Source organism: Bradyrhizobium sp. (assembly GCF_028868675.1).
GTDB lineage: Bacteria > Pseudomonadota > Alphaproteobacteria > Rhizobiales > Xanthobacteraceae > Bradyrhizobium.
This window is the reverse complement of sequence record NZ_JAGWUA010000085.1, coordinates 1-18,960: the sequence shown is the minus strand read 5'-3', so window position 1 is coordinate 18,960 and position 18,960 is coordinate 1. Positions and strand designations below refer to the sequence as shown.

Annotated in this window: 20 protein-coding genes and 1 pseudogene; 8 read left to right on the top strand and 13 right to left on the bottom strand. The window is 66.5% G+C overall.

Annotated features, from left to right (window positions below; all coding sequences use genetic code 11):
• From KGM94_RS13160 to KGM94_RS13145, 4 genes are all read right to left on the bottom strand, one after another.
• Positions 1–759 (bottom strand): thiamine pyrophosphate-binding protein (locus tag KGM94_RS13160; RefSeq protein ID WP_300259440.1); only part of this gene is annotated, 759 nt, incomplete at its 3' end.
• A gap of 65 nt (positions 760–824) precedes the next feature.
• Positions 825–1,631, bottom strand: a complete 807-nt coding sequence (locus KGM94_RS13155) for an SDR family oxidoreductase (protein ID WP_300259438.1) — start codon at positions 1,629–1,631, stop codon at positions 825–827.
• Entirely contained in the window at positions 1,628–2,608 is a 981-nt protein-coding gene (locus tag KGM94_RS13150) for an SDR family oxidoreductase (RefSeq protein WP_300259436.1), read from the bottom strand. Before KGM94_RS13150 ends, KGM94_RS13155 begins: the two co-directional genes overlap by 4 nt.
• On the bottom strand, positions 2,605–3,540 hold the full coding sequence (locus KGM94_RS13145) for a bile acid:sodium symporter family protein (RefSeq protein WP_300259434.1): 936 nt from the start codon (positions 3,538–3,540) through the stop codon (positions 2,605–2,607). Before KGM94_RS13145 ends, KGM94_RS13150 begins: the two co-directional genes overlap by 4 nt.
• Positions 3,541–3,694: 154 nt before the next feature.
• Between KGM94_RS13145 and KGM94_RS13140 the strand changes: the two genes are divergently transcribed.
• The 5 genes from KGM94_RS13140 to KGM94_RS13120 all read left to right on the top strand — a co-directional run bounded on the left by KGM94_RS13140 (position 3,695) and on the right by KGM94_RS13120 (position 8,354).
• On the top strand, positions 3,695–4,672 hold the full coding sequence (locus tag KGM94_RS13140; protein ID WP_300259432.1) for an AraC family transcriptional regulator: 978 nt from the start codon (positions 3,695–3,697) through the stop codon (positions 4,670–4,672).
• 325 nt (positions 4,673–4,997) lie between these two features.
• Positions 4,998–5,270, top strand: coding sequence for a DUF3551 domain-containing protein (locus tag KGM94_RS13135; RefSeq protein WP_300259430.1), 273 nt, complete (start codon positions 4,998–5,000; stop codon positions 5,268–5,270).
• 170 nt (positions 5,271–5,440) lie between these two features.
• Positions 5,441–5,710, top strand: a complete 270-nt coding sequence (locus KGM94_RS13130; RefSeq protein ID WP_300259428.1) for a DUF3551 domain-containing protein — start codon at positions 5,441–5,443, stop codon at positions 5,708–5,710.
• A gap of 242 nt (positions 5,711–5,952) precedes the next feature.
• Entirely contained in the window at positions 5,953–6,855 is a 903-nt protein-coding gene (locus tag KGM94_RS13125) for a LysM peptidoglycan-binding domain-containing protein (protein WP_300259426.1), read from the top strand.
• A gap of 254 nt (positions 6,856–7,109) precedes the next feature.
• The gene (locus KGM94_RS13120; protein WP_300259424.1) at positions 7,110–8,354 is read left to right on the top strand and encodes an ABC transporter substrate-binding protein; all 1,245 of its coding nucleotides are present in this window, start codon (positions 7,110–7,112) and stop codon (positions 8,352–8,354) included.
• A 72-nt stretch (positions 8,355–8,426) separates the two neighbouring features.
• Here KGM94_RS13120 and KGM94_RS13115 read toward each other — a convergent pair whose 3' ends face one another.
• The 8 genes and pseudogenes from KGM94_RS13115 to KGM94_RS13080 form a co-directional block, all read right to left on the bottom strand.
• Positions 8,427–8,591: a Flp family type IVb pilin gene (locus KGM94_RS13115; protein ID WP_300259422.1), complete on the bottom strand. Its 165-nt coding sequence runs from the start codon at positions 8,589–8,591 to the stop codon at positions 8,427–8,429.
• Between the two features lie 115 nt (positions 8,592–8,706).
• The gene (locus KGM94_RS13110) at positions 8,707–9,333 is read right to left on the bottom strand and encodes an isoprenylcysteine carboxylmethyltransferase family protein (protein ID WP_300259420.1); all 627 of its coding nucleotides are present in this window, start codon (positions 9,331–9,333) and stop codon (positions 8,707–8,709) included.
• A 34-nt stretch (positions 9,334–9,367) separates the two neighbouring features.
• Positions 9,368–10,399: an NAD-dependent epimerase/dehydratase family protein gene (locus KGM94_RS13105; RefSeq protein ID WP_300259418.1), complete on the bottom strand. Its 1,032-nt coding sequence runs from the start codon at positions 10,397–10,399 to the stop codon at positions 9,368–9,370.
• Positions 10,400–10,430: 31 nt separating this feature from the next.
• Positions 10,431–10,949, bottom strand: a complete 519-nt coding sequence (locus KGM94_RS13100) for an Mpo1-like protein (protein ID WP_366526242.1) — start codon at positions 10,947–10,949, stop codon at positions 10,431–10,433.
• Positions 10,950–11,119: 170 nt separating this feature from the next.
• Complete coding sequence (locus KGM94_RS13095) at positions 11,120–11,794, bottom strand: OmpA family protein (protein ID WP_300259414.1); 675 nt, start codon at positions 11,792–11,794, stop codon at positions 11,120–11,122.
• Positions 11,794–12,207 carry a hypothetical protein gene (locus KGM94_RS13090; RefSeq protein WP_300259412.1) on the bottom strand — a complete coding sequence of 138 codons (414 nt, stop codon included), beginning with the start codon at positions 12,205–12,207 and terminating at the stop codon, positions 11,794–11,796. The genes KGM94_RS13095 and KGM94_RS13090 overlap by 1 nt, the downstream gene beginning before the upstream one ends.
• A gap of 56 nt (positions 12,208–12,263) precedes the next feature.
• Positions 12,264–12,356, bottom strand: a pseudogene (locus KGM94_RS13085) (HicB family protein); the annotation flags it as partial.
• 7 nt (positions 12,357–12,363) lie between these two features.
• Complete coding sequence (locus KGM94_RS13080) at positions 12,364–14,952, bottom strand: UvrD-helicase domain-containing protein (RefSeq protein WP_300259410.1); 2,589 nt, start codon at positions 14,950–14,952, stop codon at positions 12,364–12,366.
• A 162-nt stretch (positions 14,953–15,114) separates the two neighbouring features.
• Here KGM94_RS13080 and KGM94_RS13075 point away from each other — a divergent pair, with 162 nt between their 5' ends.
• Both KGM94_RS13075 and KGM94_RS13070 read left to right on the top strand, forming a co-directional pair.
• Entirely contained in the window at positions 15,115–16,614 is a 1,500-nt protein-coding gene (locus KGM94_RS13075) for an amidase (protein WP_300259408.1), read from the top strand.
• A 175-nt stretch (positions 16,615–16,789) separates the two neighbouring features.
• Entirely contained in the window at positions 16,790–16,963 is a 174-nt protein-coding gene (locus tag KGM94_RS13070) for a DUF1328 domain-containing protein (RefSeq protein WP_300259406.1), read from the top strand.
• Positions 16,964–16,967: 4 nt separating this feature from the next.
• On the opposite strand, the gene KGM94_RS13065 is transcribed toward KGM94_RS13070, so the two are convergent.
• On the bottom strand, positions 16,968–17,468 hold the full coding sequence (locus KGM94_RS13065) for a thioesterase family protein (protein ID WP_300259404.1): 501 nt from the start codon (positions 17,466–17,468) through the stop codon (positions 16,968–16,970).
• Between the two features lie 86 nt (positions 17,469–17,554).
• Here KGM94_RS13065 and KGM94_RS13060 point away from each other — a divergent pair.
• On the top strand, positions 17,555–18,960 hold a 1,406-nt coding region (locus tag KGM94_RS13060), incomplete at its 3' end, for an FAD-linked oxidase C-terminal domain-containing protein (RefSeq protein ID WP_300259402.1).

The window sequence follows — 18,960 nt, the reverse complement described above, 5'->3', positions numbered from 1 at the left end:
GGCCGAGGTTTCCGGCAGCACGCCGCGCGCCGCCCAGCTCGTCGTCACCGGCGCGTGCAGCAATTCGGCCACCCGCCGCAGCTCGGCGAAGGCGCCGGCGTGGATGATGCCGCTGCCGGCGTGGATCATCGGGGCCTCGGCCGCAATCAGGATCTGCGCCGCGCGCGAAATCTGCTCGGCCGTCGGCGTCAGGGGATTGGCGTGGCGGTACTGCTGCGGCGCCCAGATCGCCGCGTTCGACTTGAACTTGCCGTTCATGATGGTTTCGGGCACGTCGAGATGCACCACGCCGGGCCGGCCTTCGTAGCTCTTGCGCAGCGCCTTGCGCGCCAGCTCCGGCACGCGCTCGAAGGACGAGACCGCCGCGCTCCATTTGGCGATCTTGCCGATCACGCCGGCCTGGTCGAAGCACTGGTAGGTGCCGCCGCGGTCCGGATACATGATCGCTGGACGGCGCGCGCTGGTGATCGCCAGCACGCGGTTGCCTTCGCTCTGCTCGACCACGAGGCCCGGCAGCAAATTGGCGACGCCCGGACCGTTGCTCGCCATGCATACGCCGAGCTTGCCGGTCAGGCGCGCATAGGTGCCGGCCATGTGCGCGGCCGAGGTCTCGTGCCGCGGTGTGACGATCTCGATGCCGAGCCGGTGCAGTGCCGAGTAGAAGCCGAAATAGGTGCCGTCGATGATGCCGAAGACCTTTTCGACGCCCTCTTTCTGCAACATGCGTGCGATGAGCTCGCCTCCGCTGATCTCTCCCATTCCGTATCTCCTCTTTCCTGTGTCCTTCGGTTCGCGGCTTGCCGGTGTCGTCCGGCCCGCGCGCCTCAGGCGATCTCGCTCTTGAGTCTTTTCCGCATCGTCGCCGCATAGCGGCGGGGCCATAGTCGCGATAGCCACCAGGCCGCCTTCGAGGTGCCGCTGAACAGCAGCAGATTCTGGCCGCGCGCGGCGGCTTCGAAGATGGCGTCGGCCGCTTCCTCCGGCGCCGCCTCGCGTCCGGTCGTCCTGCGTGGCCGCGCGGCCGACCGGCCGTCGCCGCCGAGCGCGGCGCGGTCGATTCCCGTCGCGATGAACGACGGGCACACGATCGTGACGTCGACGCCGTCGTCCTGCAGCTCGCTGCGCAGGGAATCGAAGAACCCGTGCAGCGCGTGCTTGCTCGCGGCATAGCCGGTGCGTCCGATCAGCGGCGCGAAGCCGGCGATGCTGGAGATCGTGACGATCAGGCCCTTCGACTGCGTCAGTGCCGGCAGCGCCGCCTTGGTCGCGTTGACCGCGCCCCAGAAATTGACATCCATCACCCGATGCAGCACCTCGAGCCGCGTGACCGCGAAGGCGCTGCGGTGGGAGATGCCGGCATTGTTGATCAGGACGTCGATCCGGCCGTGCCGGGCGACGACGTCGGCCATGGTTTTGGCGCAGGCGGCAGCGTCGGTGACGTCGCATGGATGGAACGAGTGGCGCTTGTCCTGGACCGTCAGCGTTCGCGCAAGCTCGGCGAGACCGGCCTCGTCGAGGTCCGACGCCGCGATTCCGGCGCCGGCTGCGGCGAAGCGCAGGCACAGGCTGCGGCCCAGCCCGCCGGCGGCGCCGGTGACGACGACGGTCTTGCCGGCGAAATCGCGCGTCATGACTTCGCCTCCGGCTCGGCTCCGCCCATGCGCGTCCGCCGATAGAGATCGAAGACCTCCGACGAGCTGTAGCGCGGCATGTAGCCGAATTCGGACTTGAGTTTTGCGTTGTCGAGCACCGGGCGGTAGCGCAGGAAGTCGAGCTGCTCGGGATCGTACTGGGTCAGGCCGAGCGGCTTCAGTACGGCGAGCGCGCCGCCGAGCAGCCAGGCCGGCAGGATCAGGCAGCTCTTGCCGAGCCGGGCCGCGATCTGGTGGATGGTCAGGGCGCCGTCGCCCGCGACATTGAAGATTCCGGGCGGCCCGTCCTGGATCGCGCGGATGATGACGCCCACGACGTCCTGATCCCAGATGAAGACGAAGGGGCTGTCGGAGCCGGCGATGGCCAATAGCCGCGGTTTCTCGAACAGATCGGTGATCTGGTTGCGGACCGTCGCGCCGAGGATGGTGCCGATGCGCAGCACCACCTGCTCGAGACCCGGGCTGAGCTCCCGGTACTCCGCGAGCATCTCCTCGACGAGGCGCTTGTGATGCGAATAGGCGAAGGCCTCGTTGCCGCGCAGCTTCATGTCCTCGGTCAGCCATGCGGCATTGTCGGCGTGATAGCCGTAGGCCGCTCCGCTCGACGACACGATGACGCGCCGCACGCGCTCGCGGACGCAGGCTTCGAGCAGGTTGCGCGTGCCGTTGACGTCGACGTCGTATTCGAAGGCGCGGCTCGAGTCGCGGCCCGGCGTGACGATGGAGGCCAGGTGCACCACGACCTCGATGGCGTGGCGGCGGAGGATGGCGGCAAGCTCGGGCGAACGGATGTCGGCGACCTCGTAGTCGACCCCGGCGCGGCGCGATGCGGGCGCGCGGATGTCCATCGCCACGATCGCGGCCGGCGCCTGCGCTCCCGCGATCGCGGCAAGGCGCTCGATGACCTGGCGGCCGAGATAGCCGCCGGCGCCGGTGACGAGAATGCGTGCGGTCATTCGGCGGCTCCCGCGACGAGCCCCTCGGCCGCCGTCTGCGGCGGCCGGCGGCGCCAGAGGCTCGCCAGGGTCATGCCGGCGACGATGTGCCAGACGCCCCACCAGGCGGTGACCACGGCCATGCCGCCGAGGTCGCTGAAGAAGTTGAAGATCAGGATGAGGCCGAGTCCCGAATTCTGGATTCCCATCTCGAAGGTGATCGCGCGCCGGTCGCGCTCCGGCAGGCCGATGGCCGCGGCCAGTCCGTAGCCGGAAACCAGCGCCAGCAAATTGTGCACGAACACGACCAGCAGGACCAGGTGCACGAACTGCAGGAACGGCTTGAAATTGGCGGCGAGCGCGCCGCCGATGAAGCCGACCAGCACCAAAAGCGAGAACGCCTGCATCGGCTTCTGGATCGCGTGCGCGAAGGATGGCCAGCGCCGCGCCACCGCGATGCCGGCGACCAGCGGCACCCCGAGCAGAAGCACGATGACCTCGAGCATCTCCCACGGATTCATCGCCACCTGCTTCATCAGGCCCGCGGTCACGGGATGGAGATGGCCCCAGAAGGCCAGGTTCAGCGGCGTCATGACCAGTGCGGCCAGCGTCGACAATGCGCTGACGCTGACCGACAGCGCCGTGTTGCCGCGCGCGTAATGCACGAGGAAGTTCGAGATGTGTCCGGCCGGACAGGACGAGACCAGGATCATGCCGAGCGCGATCGAGGGCAGCGGGTTGATGATGGAGATCAGGACGTAGGTCATCGCCGGAAACAGCAGGTGATGGCCGATCAGTCCGAGCGCCAGTCCCTTCGGCGTCTTCAGCGCCGTCCTGAAATCCGCGACCTTGAGCTCGAGGGCGACGCCGAACATCACCAGTCCGAGCACGGCGTTGAGCAGCCTCAGGGTGTGCGGATCGAAACTCAGCCGGACCTCGTCGATCGGCGCCATGGCGTGCACCCCGTCGTCTCTTCCCTGAACCGCCCGTTGCGGGGTCCGTCTCGGACCTTTTCTATTCCTCGGCCGTAAGGCAGATTGCGGCGCGGGGCATCCGGCAGGTCGGGACATGCCTCCCTCAATTCGGGACATCCCAACCGGATCGCCATTGGCCCAGACTCCGCGGCATACCGTCACCGTCCGTTTCGCGCAGGCGCTGCTCGAAGCCGCGCTGCAGCAGGGCGTCGCAGTGCCGCCCGGGACGCAGCGGGCGCTGACGTCGGGCCCGCGGGTGCCGATGGCCGAGCAGGATGCGTTCTGGTCGCTGTTCTCGGCCGCGAGGCCGGAGCCGCTCGCGGCGCTCCGCCTCGGGCTGTCGCTTCAGGCCGGCCACCTCGACATCGTCGGCCTCCTGCTTCTGAGCTGCGAGACGCTCGGCGACGCCATCGAGGTGCTCACCGAATATGCCCCGATCGTCGGCGACCAGGCGCGCTTCGAGGTCGTGCGGGCGGCCGACGAGGTTGCGCTGAGCTACCGGCCGGACTATTCGGTATGCCGCAACCAGCGGGTTGAGGCGACGCTGGCCTGCGTGGTCAACCTGGCGCGCTGGATGACCAGCAACGGCTTCAGGCCGCGCGAGGTCCTGTTCGCGCATCGCGCCGGCACTGATGCGAGCGCCTATTCCGCGCTGCTGGGCTGCCCGGTCCGCTTCGAGGCAGACGTCAACGGCGTCGCGATGGACGTCGCCGAGCTCGCCCGCCCGCTGATCCACGCCGGCGGCGATGTGCACGCACACCTGCGCGGGCTCGCCGACGACATGCTGGCGTCGTTGCAGCAGGGCAGCCTTTCGGCGAGGGTCGAAGAGATCATCCGCGCGCATCCGCGCTGGGGCAAGGAGCGCATTGCCGAGACGCTCGGGATGAGCGGGCGACACCTCAACCGCAAGCTCGGCGCCGAATCGATCTCGTTCAAGCCGTTGCGCGAAACCATCCTGTTCGAGATGGCGCGCGATGCGCTGCACAGGAAGGAGCCGACCTCGGCGATCGGCGCACGGCTCGGCTTTTCCGACGAGAATGCGTTCTCCCGCGCCTTCGCGCGCTGGAGCGGCCAGACGCCGGCGCAATACGTTCGCAGTGAAAGCGTGTGAGGACGGCGTCTCGCGTCAGTGCGGCAGCGCCGTGAGATACACGGACAGCAGCAGCATTCCCATCAACAGGATCATGAGTGCGGTCTTCGGCTCGATCATCGCGCCGGCTCTCAAGCGTTGGGACGTAAAAATCAATTCTGACTTCCATATGCCGGTCTCGCGTTGATGCAGGTCAATCGCGGCCCGCCGTTCGCAGGTGGTATGATGGTCATACGGCGAAGAATTTGTTCCTGCTCAACGTGTTTCGAACCGCTCGGTGCTAGGGAGGCGATGTCCTTCGGTGTCCCGGTTCGGATGCTGCACACGGAGAGAGAGAAATAGAGAAATGAAGCCGCCATCAACGACGATGACCGTTTCCGCCATCACGGCGCTGTTTGCGTTTGTCCTTCTCGCGGCGACGGCGCCGCAGGCGCGCGCGGACAACTGGTGCCGCCTGGCTCCCGACAGCATGCGAGCGTGCGGATTTGCCAGCAAGCAGATGTGCCTCGACATGACCTCGGGTCGCGGGGGCATGTGCGATCCAAACCCGTTCGAAGCGAAGGCGAACCGCGCCTACGCCTACCAGCCGGCGCCGGCGAAGACCAAGGGCGCGAAATAGCGGACGATCGACCGGTACCACGGCGCGGCGATCGTTTCGATCGCACCCGCAGGTCCATGAACGCGTTGCCGCCTCGCAGTCGCGCGGCGGCGGTGGTGCTTGATGCAACGCAAGTGCCCGGGTCGGCTTTCTGCGAGACTGCCATCCGCGTCCAACCCGTGGAGGATCAGATGCGTGTTGCCGTGCTGAGCCTGGCCCTGCTCGCAGTTTCTGCCGTTTCCGTGCAGGCCCAGACCTACGACCCCCGTTATCCGGTATGCATGAAGGAGTACTCCGGGTCCCCCGGTGGCGGCGAATGGATCGACTGCAGCTACACGTCACTACCGCAGTGCCAGGCCTCGGCATCGGGACGCGCGGCGATGTGCGAGGTCAATCCGTATTTCCTGCCCGGGCAGGGGCGCTCGCCTGGAGCCCACCGGCACTACCGGCACGGCTATTGACGTCGGGCGACGGCCGGACCGCGCACGGCCCACGACCCAACATATGGCATGGCGATCATCGGTTCGGCGCGCCCCGCCGGGGCGAAGCCCGGTAGCCGGTCTTGGCCGATCGGGGGCATGAACTCGAGTCCGCCGCGTCCACGCCGCAAATCCTGCCAAATCGCTCGCCAGTAACGTGCGGGGGGAGGCGCCTGCCTTCCCGGGAAATGGAATGACCGGACGCAATGGCTGGCTCGATTCGAATGGCCCTGCTGGCAGCCATGCTGCTCGCCTTCGCGCCGATCATTGCGGTCGCCTCACCGGCAAAGCCGAAGGCAGCGGCCGTAGCCGCGGCGTCGTCTCCGCCCGTCGAAGCCGAGCCCGTGCTGCGGCCGCGGGTCTATCTGTTCCGCGGCGCGCTGGGACCGCTGTTCTCGACCGGCATCGACAGGCTGGCGACCCGGCTGACGGACGCCGGGCTCAAGGCCGACGTCTACGAGTTCACGCTGTGCCGGCTGGTCGCCGATCGCGCCATCATCAATTATCGCGAGGCGCCCGCGCCGGTCGTGCTGGTCGGGCACTCCATGGGCGGCCTGTGCACGCTGATCGTCGCCGACATGCTCGGCAAGGAGAACATCCCGGTCAGCCTCGTCGTCACCATCGACCCGGCGCAGGCCAGCGGCAAGGTGCCGCTCAACGTCGAGCGCTTCATCAACATCTTCCTCTCCGACTCCGTGCTCGGCGGCGGCGACGTCGTGGCGGAGCCCGGCTATCGCGGCCACTATGCGAGCTTCGATCTGAAGCAGAACAAGCGCATCACCCATATCAACATCGAGAAATCGGATGACATCCACCGCCAGCTCGTCGAGATGATCACGCGCCTGCCGCTCGTGCCGCTGCAGACGGACGGCGATGCCGTGCCGCTGCGCTATCTCGTTCCGGCCGACACCAGGGTGGAGCTCTGGGATTCCGGCATCCGGCTGCCGGTGCGCGCGGGCGAGACGCTGGAGCACGTCGGCGCCCAGCACCGGCTGCCTGCCTGGTCGCTCACGCAGGCCAACCGTCTGCCGGAGAGCGCGCCGCTGTTCGCGGGCCAGGAGATCGTCATTCCGCGGCATCTCGCGCCGGCCGGGCCGGCTTCCATGCCGGGCCGGCACGCTCCGTGAGCATGACTTTCAGCCGCCTGACAATCGCGCGGTCGCGCCAGCTGGAAGGTCAGCAGGCCTGACGCGAAATCACCGGCGGACGCACGAGGTGGCCCGTGGCAATGAACGGCGTCTTGGTGTTCACTTCGGCGAGCGGGAATCCGTCGGGAAATCCCGCCGAGAGAGTCTGCCAAGGAGAAATCCTGCGAAGGGATCCGGAGAGATCTCCGACAAACAACGAACGTTCCATCGATTCATTTCGGGAGGGGAGAACGATGCTGTTTGTTGCCCGAGGATTGATCGTGTTGTACGCCGCCGGTGCGTTTCTGGCCGCGAGCACGAGTGCCGCACCTGCCCAGAACAAACCCGATCCCGGCGTCACCGACACCGAGATCAAGATCGGCAACATCATGCCGTACAGCGGGCCGGCATCGGCCTATGGCATCATCGGCAAGACCATGAGCGCGTATTTCCGCATGGTCAACGACAATGGCGGCATCAACGGCCGTAAGGTCAACTTCATCTCCTATGACGACGCCTACTCGCCGCCGAAGACGGTGGAGCAGGCGCGCAAGCTGGTCGAGAGCGACGAGGTGTTCCTGATCTTCGCGCCGCTCGGCACCGCCAGCAACGCCGCCATCCAGAAATACATGAACACGATGCGCGTGCCGCAGCTGTTCGTCGCGACCGGTGCCTCGCGCTGGGGCGATCCCGAGCACTTCCCCTGGACCATCGGCTGGCAGCCGAACTACCGCGCCGAGGCGCGCATTTATGCCCGGTACATTCTGGAGCATCATCCGAATGCGAAGGTCGGCGTGCTCTATCAGAACGACGATTTCGGCAAGGACTACGTTCTCGGCCTGAAGGACGTGCTGGGCGACAATTATGCGAAGGTGGTGATCGCCAGCGCGCCCTACGAGGTGAGTATGCCGACGATCGACTCGCAGGTCGTGGCGATCAAGACCGCCAATCCCGAGATCTTCGTCAACATCGCGACGCCGAAATTCGCCGCGCAGGCGATCAAGAAGCTCGCCGAGCTCGACTGGCATCCCGTCCACATCATGACCAACGTGTCGGCTTCGGTCGGCGCGGTGCTGAAGCCGGCCGGGCTCGACAACGCCAGGGGCATCCTGAGCGCAGGCTACCAGATGGACGTCACCGATCCGCAATGGGACAGCCATCCCGGCATGCAGCGCTTCCGTGCCTTCATGGCAAAATACTATCCCGAGGCCGACCGCTCCGAGAGCGGCCCGCTCACCGCCTACAACACCTCGACCGCGCTGGTGGAGGTGCTGCGCCGCTGCGGCAACGACCTCTCCCGCGACAACGTCATGAAAGTCGTCGCCAACCTCGACTTCGTCATCGATACCTACATCCCCGGCGTCCGCATCAAGACGTCGCCGACGGACTTCTATCCGATCGAGCAGGTGCAGATGATGAAGTTCACCGGCGAACGCTGGCAGTTGTTCGGGCCGGTGCTGGACGGGCACGCCGAGCAGGTCGTGTCGTCATCGAACTGAAGGCCGCAAAGGGTTGCGCCCGCGGCCGCAGAGGCGCGGCCCGGGCAATCCCCGAACGAGGTTGACGAATGGTTACCTGAGCGAGGCGCTGATCGAGTTGAACTTGTTGTTCAACAGCACGGTGCCGACATTGTTGACCGTGGTGATGATCGCAAGCGCGATACCGGCCGCAATCAGCCCATACTCGATTGCGGTTGCGCCATTCTCGTCGCAAAGAAATCGCTTCAGCAGAGTCATGTTTGCGGCTCCTCGAATCCGATCATGCTTAACCCGGCCGCCCTTAGATTGGGTAAATATATCCGCTCAATTCCTAACGACGCCACGGACCCGAGAGGGGTCTGACGGCGCCGCGTCAGCCCGGCGGGGTGAAGGGAATGATCCGCGGAACCCGGCGGCAGTAGGCGCCGTAGGCGTCCTCGCCGAGTTCCTTCGCCAGGAACACCTCTTCCATGCGGCCCTTCTGCCACATGCCGAGCGAGATCAGGATCGCGCCCAGCATCGCCGTCACCGTGCCGACCCCGATGCCGGTGGCGAGCATGCCGGCGATCAGCCCGGTGTAGATCGGATGACGCACGATGCCGTACGGCCCGGTGTCGATGACGCGATGGTCTTCCTTGTGGGTGATGGTGTTGGACCAGAACCGCCCGAGATGAATCCGCGCCCACCAGGTGAAGGAGATGCCGGCGAGCGTGATCAGCGCCAGCACGTAGATGCCGGCATCGCCGAACACCCAGAGCGGCTTCTCGCCGAGCATCTCCGCGGTCCAGGGCGTAAACAGGATGCCGCCGGCGAGAATGGGCAGGCGATAGCGGCTGGAATCCAGCGTCAGGACCTGCTTTCGGGTCCGGCCCTGCCAGAACGAGGCTCCGACCCAGCTCGCGAGCCAGGCCAGCCAGATCAGCGCCAGCAGTTGCGTCGGCCAGGTCGTGGTCCAGCCACCCCAGGCGAACGAGAGAATCTTGGAGAAGTCGTAGGACATGCGGGAATGTTCTTAGACGCAATCGAGCCGCGAGTCAGCCGGCACGGGAGCTGAGCGCGCGATGTTCCAGTGCGGCGGACGCCGGCTTGTCGCCCCGGGCGAGAAGATAGGCGATGGTTTCGCGCAGGACCGGCTCGATCGGCCGCGGCGCGTAGCCGAGCTCGGTCCGCGCCTTCTCGATCGAGAGGTCGCTGGCATGCAGCGCAATCCGCACGCCCTCGCCGGTGCCGTCGGGCGTCCGGTGCGTGATGTGGTCGGCGAAGAACTCGAGCATGCTCGCCGACAACTCGGCGATCTTGCCCGGAACCGGAACGGGAAGCTGCCGCCGGCCCGACATCACCGACATCATGCGCAGGATCTGCCTGAGCGGCATGCACTCTCCGCCGAGGATGTAGCGCTGCCCGATCCGGCCGCGCTCCATGGCGAGCACGAGGCCCGTGGCGACGTCGCGCACGTCGACGAGGTTGACCGGGAAATTGATGTGCAGCTGCAGCTTCTGCTGCAGGAAGCGCCACAGCATTGCGGTCGGCGGGGTGAGATTGTGGTCCGACTGTCCGATCGGCATGGTCGGCGTACCGATGACGACGGGCAGGCCCGCCGCCGCGGCCTTCGCGGCAAGGTGCTCGGCGAGCGCCTTCGACCGCGTATAGGCGCCGGGCATAGCCTCGGCCGGCTGCAGCGCCTCCTCGGCGGGGAGGCCTTTGAGATCCGAATAGGGAAACAGGATCGATTCCGTCGAGCAATGCAGGAAGCGCGCGACGCCGCGGCGCTGTGCGGCGTCGAGCATCACCTCGGTGCCGTGGCAATTGACCTCGAGAAAATCCCGCTTGTTGGCGACCCACATCCCCGGCAGGCCGGCGAGGTGATAGACGCGCTCGATCCCGGTCAGAGCGCGCTCGACCGCTGTGCCGTCGAGCACCGAGCCCTGCACGTATTCGATGTCCGGATTGAGCGCGGTCGGCGGCCGAACATCCAGAACTCGCACCCGCTGTCCCCGGCTCTGGAGCGCTGCGACGAGATGTTGTCCGATGAAGCCGCTGCCACCGGTAACCAGTACGGGAGTCATGAATTGAGGTTCGTTGCTCCGCCTTGTAATCTCATCGGGTCGAAAGCGAATTGCGCGGAAGAGGCGCGAGAATAGCGGCAAGGTCGCGGCGAAAGCCGAGCGCAATGAATAACTTCGCCATTACGAACATCGGTCCGAGAAAAAGGTGGGACGGGAAGGTGAACAGCGAGGCTTCGCGGCCCTCGAACACCTTGTGCCCGATCGTCTGCGCCGCCAGGCCGAGCACGATCAGCGCGCCGAAGATCGACCACATCGCGGCGGTCGTCGTCTCGTGGGCGATCGTCGTCGCAACCGAGAACAGCAGTACCGCGACCGCGAGGATGCCGAGTCCGAGCGCGACGTCCAGCAGCAGCCAGTAGACCAGCACCGGCAGCGCCAAGATTACCGCCAGGCTGATCTCGCGGCCGAAGATGGGGACGCTCACCAGCGTCAGCGGCAGCACCGCGCCGGTGAACAGCAGCAGGATGCCGATCACATGCATCGCGGTGTTGCGGGGATCGCGGTGGTACTCGACATAAACGGCGAGTTGACGTTGAAAGAAGCCGCCCATTTCGACTCTCGCGCAGCATGCAGGCCGGGGATGTTTGCCAAGCCTATAGCACCGGACAGCCGCCTGCACAAACCGCGACGATGTCGCGTCACGCACGAGCTTCGCCGCCTGCGGCGGACTGGAAACGGGCGGTACTACAATGGGTTCCGATCCGGCCGAGATGCGATTGACTATCGCTTTTTGGCCGGCTTCTTCTTCGCGGCTGGCGGTGCCGTGCCCGCGGCCGGCGGCGGCTCGTCGGGCAGCTTGGCGAGCGTGATGATCTGCATCTGGCCGTTGATCGCCGCGCTCGGGTGTGCGCGGTCGAGGAACTGTTCCTCACCGAGCCCGATCGACTGGATGCGCTTCGCCGAGATCTTGAACGTGTTCACCAGCACGTCGCGGATCGCGTCCGCGCGGCGCTGGCTCAGGATGACGTTGGCCTCGCGCGGCTTGCCGTTGGACTCGATGTGGCCGACGATCAGGAACGTGTAGGGCAACAGCGAGACGTGAACCAGCGCGTCGCCGATGCGGCCGACGGTCTGATAGGACCCGGGCTGGATGATCGGCGTGTCCTGGTCGAACTGGATCGGCGTCGAGAATGCCGGCAGCGTCGCGAGCTCGGGCACGATCAGCGGACGATTGACCGGTCCGGGATCCCGCTTGATCCGCGTCTTCGCCCGCTCCAGCACCTGCTGCTTCAGCGCGGCCAGGTCGAGGTCGGGACCTTCCTCGAAATGGTTGAGCTTCTCGACGATGTCGTCGCGGGTCGGCGCCGCCTGCGCATGCGCGGCGCCGGAGGGCAGGGCGAGCGCGAGCGCCGCGCCGAGCGCGAGGACGATGCGGGGCAGGACGGTCGCGCGCATCACCGGTATCCCGCCTCGCCCATGGCCCTGGTGCAGTTGACGCCGACGCCCTTGGTCGTCGTCAGGCAGGGGACCGACTTGCTGGTCTCCCTGGTCGAGCCGTTGCACAGCTTGACGATCTCGCGCTGGCAGGCATTGGCGACCGTCACCCGCGCGGCGATCCGCTTCTGGATGGCGTCGAAGACCGCGAGGTAGTCGGTCTGGCACTGCGGCGTCAGCACGTCGCGATTACGGGACAGGCACTCCTTCAGGCGCAGCGGGTCGGGATTGACGCCGCGGCAATTGGCGACGATTTCCGCGCCGCAGCTTTTCGCCAGCAGGCCGAGCGCATCGCCAAAGCTCATCGTCTCGGCCGCCGCCAGCGACGGCATGCCCAATGCCAGCACGATGAATGTGACGAAACCCCGGATCATGGGCGCATCTGATACGGGGAAGTTCGCGATGGTCAAGAGGCTGTGGGAAGCGGACTGCCGGCGGAGGTGCAACCGGGCAGGTCGGGAAACCATACGCCGACGGCGTGGTCCGGTCCTGCGTCTTCGATGATGGCAATGTAGTGCGCCATGGCGACCTCATGCCCGCTGCACGAAGCTGTCGACCACCTTCTTCTCGCCGGCCTTGTCGAAGGCGATGGTGAGCTTGTTGCCGTCGATCTTGACCACATGGCCGTAGCCGAACTTTTGATGGAAGACGCGGTCGTCGAGCGCGAAGTCGGAGGTGGTGCCGGTCGATTTCGCGACCAGCTCGCCCTCGATGGTCATCGGCCCGCGCCGGCGCGAGAAGCTTCCGCCGAAGTCGGCGGAGAACGGCGAAGCCTCCTCTTCGAAGCCGCCATGCCCGCTGCTGCGGCCGGATTGTCCGCGGGCGCGGTTGGCTTGCGAACGGTTGGCCTGGGCGCGCTGCCAGCCCGGGGTCGAATAGCTCGAGCCGAAGGCCTCGATGTCGTCGAAGCGCGAGGCGCCGTAGCCGCCGGTGCCGCCCCAGGCCGAGCCGCCCTTGGATTCCGTGATCTCGACATTGGCGGCGGGCAATTCGTCGAGGAAGCGCGAGGGGATGGTGGTCGACCAGGTGCCGTGGATGCGGCGGTTGGTCGCGAAATAGATTTTTGCGCGGCGCCGCGCGCGGGTCAGCCCGACATGGCCGAGCCTGCGCTCTTCCTCAAGTCCGGCGCGGCCCTGCTCGTCGAGGGTGCGCTGGCTCGGGAACAGACCTTCCTCCCAGCCGGGCAGGAATACGTTGTCGAATTCGAGTCCCTTGGCCGAATGCAGCGTCATCAGCGACACGGCGTCCTCTTCGCTGCCGCCGTCGCGGTCCATCACCAGCGCAATGTGCTCGAGGAACCCTTGCAGGTTCTCGAACTCCTCCATCGAGCGCACCAGTTCCTTGAGGTTCTCGAGCCGCCCCGCGGCGTCCGCCGAGCGGTCCTTCTGCCACATCTCGGTATAGCCGCTCTCGTCCAATACCACCTGGGCGAGCTCGGTATGGGTCGCGACCTCGCGCTGGGCCCGCCAGCGGTCGAAGTGGGCGACGAGGTCGCGCAGGGAGCCGCGCGCCTTCGGCTTCAGCTCGTCGGTCTCGACCACGGCACGAGCCGCCTCGAACAGCGGGATGCGCCGCTTGCGGGCGTGGTCGTGCAGCATCTGCACGGTGGCATCGCCCAGCCCACGCTTGGGCACGTTGACGATGCGCTCGAATGCGAGATCGTCGGCCGGCGAGTTGATGACGCGCAAATACGCCAGCGCATCGCGGATTTCCGCGCGCTCGTAGAAGCGCGGGCCGCCGATCACGCGATAGGGTAGGCCGAGGGTGACGAAACGGTCCTCGAACTCGCGCATCTGGTAGGAGGCGCGCACCAGGATCGCGACCTCGTTGAGCTTCTCGCCCATGCGCTGGATCTGCTCGATCTCCTCGCCGATGGCGCGGGCCTCTTCCTCGGAGTCCCAGGCGCCGGTGACCGTGACCTTCTCGCCGTCCTCGTCCTCGGTGCGGAGCGTCTTGCCGAGCCGGCCCTCATTGTGCGCGATCAGATGCGCGGCGGCGGCGAGGATATGCCCGGTCGAGCGGTAGTTGCGCTCCAGCCGAATGACCTTCGCGCCGGGAAAGTCGTGCTCGAAGCGCAGGATGTTGTCGACCTCGGCGCCGCGCCAGCCATAGATCGACTGGTCGTCGTCGCCGACGCAGCAGATGTTCTTGGTTGATGCTCTCGCGCTCGCGAGAACAGGCGCCGCATTGTCTTTCTCGTCATCACCGGGCCGACGCGAAGCGTCGAGACCCGGTGATCCATCTCGCGAAGAATCGATGGATTGCCGGGTCAAGCCCGGCAATGACGGGTTGGAAGCCGGCGCCTGCGACAACAGCCGCAGCCACAGATACTGCGCGACGTTGGTGTCCTGATATTCGTCGACCAGGATGTACTTGAAGCGCTGCTGGTAGCTCCGGAGCACGTCGGGGTGCTCGCGGAAGATGCGGATGTTCTCCAGCAGCAGATCGCCGAAATCGGCGGCGTTGAGGATCTTCAGCCGCTCCTGGTAATTCGCATAGAGCTTGCCGCCCTTGCCGTTGGCGAACATCGCGGCCTCGCCCGAGGGAACCTGCGACGGCGTCAGCCCGCGGTTCTTCCAGCCGTCGATCAGGCCGGCCAGCATGCGTGCCGGCCAGCGCTTGTCGTCGATGTCCTCGGCCTGCAGCAACTGCTTCAGCAGTCGCACCTGGTCGTCGACGTCGAGCACGGTGAAGTTGGACTTGAGCTGCGCGAGCTCGGCATGGGTGCGTAGGATGCGGCCGCCGATCGAGTGGAAGGTGCCGAGCCACGGCATGCCCTCCACGGCCTGGCCCAGCATCTGGCCGAGCCTGAGCTTCATCTCGCGCGCGGCCTTGTTGGTGAAGGTCACCGACAGGATCTCGCTCGGGCGCGCGCGGCCCTGGCTCAGGATATGGGCGATGCGCGTGGTCAGGACGCGCGTCTTGCCGGTGCCTGCGCCGGCCAGCACCAGCACCGGTCCATCCAGCGTCTCCACCGCCTCGCGCTGTTCGGAATTGAGGCCGGCGAGGTATTTCGGTCCGACCGAGGCGCGCGCGCGGGCGGCGATGCCTTCGGCCGCGGGCTGATGATCGGGAACGCTGTGGCTTGGGAGTTTGCTCGGCTCGGTCATGCGAATCATCGGTCCACGATGGCACCGCGCGATCGTGGAGGGGACCCCTCATAGCAGGGATTGAGGGCTATATGGGGCCTTCGTGGCCGGATTTACAGACTTATCCGAAGATGGCTGGCGCGGGTCTGCCAAGGCGCTACGATGTCGCCACGCCGGCTGATGGGGCATGCCATGATTCTGACCGAGTATCTGAAACGTGACGCCGTGGCGCTCGCGGAATGCGTCGCGCGGCGGGAGACGACGGCGGAGGAGTTGCTCAACCTCGCGCTGCGCCAGAGCGAGCGGGCGCAACCGAAGACGAATGCGATTTGCCGGTCGATGGAGAATGAAGCCCGGTCCCAACTGGGCAAGCCGCTGTCCGGTCGCTTCGCCGGCGTTCCGTTCCTGATCAAGGATTGCGCGCAGGATTATGCCGGCCTGCCGACCAGCTATGCCAGCCGGTCGATGCTCGCGATCGCCGCGCCCGAACACGCCCATGTAGTGCGGCGCTATCTCGAGGCCGGGCTCGTCATCTTCGGCAAAACCAACCTGCCGGAACTGGCGCTCAAGGGAGTTTCGGATTCGAAACTCTTCGGCCGGGCCTGCAATCCGTGGAACCCCGATCATACGCCGGGCGGTTCGAGCGGCGGCTCGGCGGCGGCCGTCGCGTCCGGCATCGTGCCGATGGCCGCAGGCAACGATGGCGGAGGTTCGATCCGCATTCCCGCCGCCTGTTGCGGCCTGTTCGGCCTGCGGCCGTCGCGCGGGCGCATCTCTGCGGGACCGGGCTTCGGCGAGTACTGGTACGGCGCGTCGAGCGAAGGCGTGATCTCGCGCAGCGTGCGCGACACCGCCGTTGCGCTCGACGTCGCGTCCGGCGGCGAGCCCGGCGATCCCTTTGCGATTGCGAAGCCGGCCGACGTCTATGCGCAAACGATGGAGCGCGATCCGGGCCGCCTGCGGATCGGCTTCACCTCGGCCTCGCCAATCGGAACCGAGGTCCATCCGGAGGCCGTGGCCGCCGTGAACGAGGCGGCGAAGCTCTTGGGCAGCCTCGGCCACGAGGTCGAGGAGGCGGCGCCCGACGTCGACGGCGCTGCGCTCGCAAGAGCCTTCCTGCACATCTATTTCGGCCAGGTCTCGGCCATGGTAGCGCAGGCGCGCGCGCTTGGAGCAAAGCGTTCGGATTTCGAGCTCCTGACGCGCGTGCTCGCGACGATCGGCGGCGCGATCTCCGCAGGCACGCTGACGACAGAGCTTCTCAAGTGGAACGAATTTGCGCGCGGGCTCGCACGCTTCCACAACCGTTACGACATGCTCCTGACGCCGACGCTCGCGCATCCGCCGATCCGTCATGGACAGGGCGATCCGACGGCCGCCGAGCAAACCGTGCTCAACCTGCTCGACCGCGCCGGCCTGCTCGGCCTTCTCGCGCGCCTCGGTCTGCTGGATGGTGCCGTCGACAACATCGCGCGCGACAGCCTGCAATTCGTGCCGTTCACCCAGCTCGCCAACCTCACGGGAACGCCGGCCATGAGCGTTCCCCTGCACTGGACGGCGGATGGGCTGCCGTTGGGGGTGCAATTCGTCGCGCGTTTCGGCGAGGAAGATCGGCTCCTGCAGCTCGCGCGCCAGCTCGAACAGGCGCGGCCGTGGTTCGACCGGCTGCCCGCGTGGGTGACGCAGGCTTAGCGCCTGGCGTTCGAGCGGCAGCGCCGCTGCCGGCGACAAAGGCCGAAAGTTGTTCCCTTTCCGACGGCAAATTTCGTGCGGTTTCCTGCCGGAACCATCGTTCCGAGCTCGCGATTGTCAGAGAGGCGCGGCCCGAGGCCGTGCCGACCGCAGGCAACAACAGAGGATTTCGACCATGATCGGCTGGGTAGTGACATTCCTGATCATTGCGCTGATCGCGGCGATCCTGGGCTTCGGCGGCATCGCCGGGGCGTCCATCGAAATCGCCAAGATCATCTTCTTCGTCGCCATCGTATTGTTCCTGGTGTCGGCCGTGATCGGCCTGGCCCGCGGCCGTACCAGGATCTAGCGGCTCAGCGCTTCGAGGGCATCGCGATGTTGCGTCCGATGCCCTCGGGCCGCGGCGCCCGGCCATGGGCCTCGACCACGGCCGCGATGCGCTCGCAGATGTCGGCGGGAAACGGCGCGACCTTGCGCGAGGTCATGTCGATGTGCAGCGACATGTTTTCCGAGGAGGCTGAAATCCAGCCCTCGGTCGCATGCCTCAACTCCTCGAAGGTGTGCAGCCGCTTGTCGTCGGCTTCCAGCAGCCAGACCGACACCTCGACGGGATCGCCGAGATGGATCTCGCGCAAATAGCGCACGTGGCATTCGGCCGTGAAGGTCGAGCCGTGGCGCTCCTTCATATAGGCCGGTCCGATACCGAGCTTCAGCCAGAACTGGTCGATCGCCCGGTCGAACATCACGTTGTAATAGGCCATGTTGAGATGGCCGTTGTAGTCGATCCATTGCGGCTCGATCTGCATGATCGAGGAACGGAACGGCGCCTCGTTGTCCCCAGTGGTCTCCGTCATCATTCCTTCCCGAATCTGCGTCGCAGTCCCTTGACTTGACCGGTCATATGTCCTTTGCCACGGTTCTCTGTCGGGAGGAAATTTCCGTGGGCATGACCATCACCAACAATCCGCCGCGTCCGGAGCCGAAAGCCGTCGCAGCCGCGCTGGAGCAGCTCGCCGCGCGCTTCGGCAACCGTCTCATCACCTCGCAGGCCGTGCGCGAGCAGCACGGCCATACCACGACCTGGCTGCCGACGCAGCCGCCGGACGGGGTCGTGATGGCGCAGGAGACCGCCGACATCCAGGACGTGGTACGGATCTGCGCCAAGAACGGCGTACCGGTGATCGCGTTCGGCACCGGCACCTCGCTGGAGGGCCAGGTCAACGCGCCCGCGGGCGGCATCTGCATCGACCTGCGCGACATGAACAAGGTGCTCGCGGTCCATGCCGACGACCTCGATTGCGTGATCGAGCCCGGCGTCACCCGCAAGGCGCTGAACGAGCATCTGCGCGACCAGGGCCTGTTCTTCCCGATCGATCCCGGCGCGGATGCCTCGCTCGGCGGCATGGCCTCGACGCGCGCCTCGGGCACCAACGCGGTGCGTTACGGCACCATGCGCGAGAGCGTGCTGGCGCTGAAGGTCGTGCGCGGCGACGGCGAGATCATCACGACGGGCACGCGGGCGAAGAAGTCCTCCGCCGGCTACGACCTCACCCATCTCTTCGTCGGTGCCGAGGGCACGCTCGGCATCATCTCGGAGCTGACGATCCGGCTGCGCGGCATTCCCGAGACCATTGCGGCCGGCGCCTGCTCGTTCCAGACCGTGCGCGGCGCCTGCCAGGCGGTGATTCTGGCGATCCAGACCGGCATTCCCGTCGCCCGCATCGAGCTGCTCAATGCCGCGCAGGTGAAGGCCTGCAATTCCTATTCGAAGCTGACGCTGCCGGAGACGCCGCTGCTGCTGCTGGAATTCCACGGCAGCGCCGTCGAGGTGGCCGAGCAGTCCAAGGCCTTCGGCGAGATCGCCAGGGAGTGCGGCGGCGGCGACTTCTCCTGGACCACCAAGCCGGAGGACCGCACGAAGCTGTGGCAGGCGCGGCACGATGCCTATTGGGCCGTGAAGGCGCTGCGGCCGGGCGCCGGCGTGGTCGCGACCGACGTCTGCGTGCCGATCTCGCGGCTCGCCGATTGCGTGACCGAGACCGAGGACGATTTGAAGCGGCTCAACCTGATGTCGCCGATCGTCGGCCATGTCGGCGACGGCAATTTCCACTGCTCGCTGCTCTGCGACGTCAACGATGCCGGCGAGATGGCCCGTGGCGAGGAGTTCATGCATCGCCTCGTCGAGCGTGCGCAGTCGATGGACGGCACCTGCACCGGCGAGCACGGCATCGGCCAGGGCAAGCAGAAATACCTCAAGGCCGAGCTCGGCTCCGAGGCGCTCGACGCGATGCGGGCGATCAAGCGCGCGCTCGATCCCCAGAACATCCTCAATCCCGGCAAGATCGT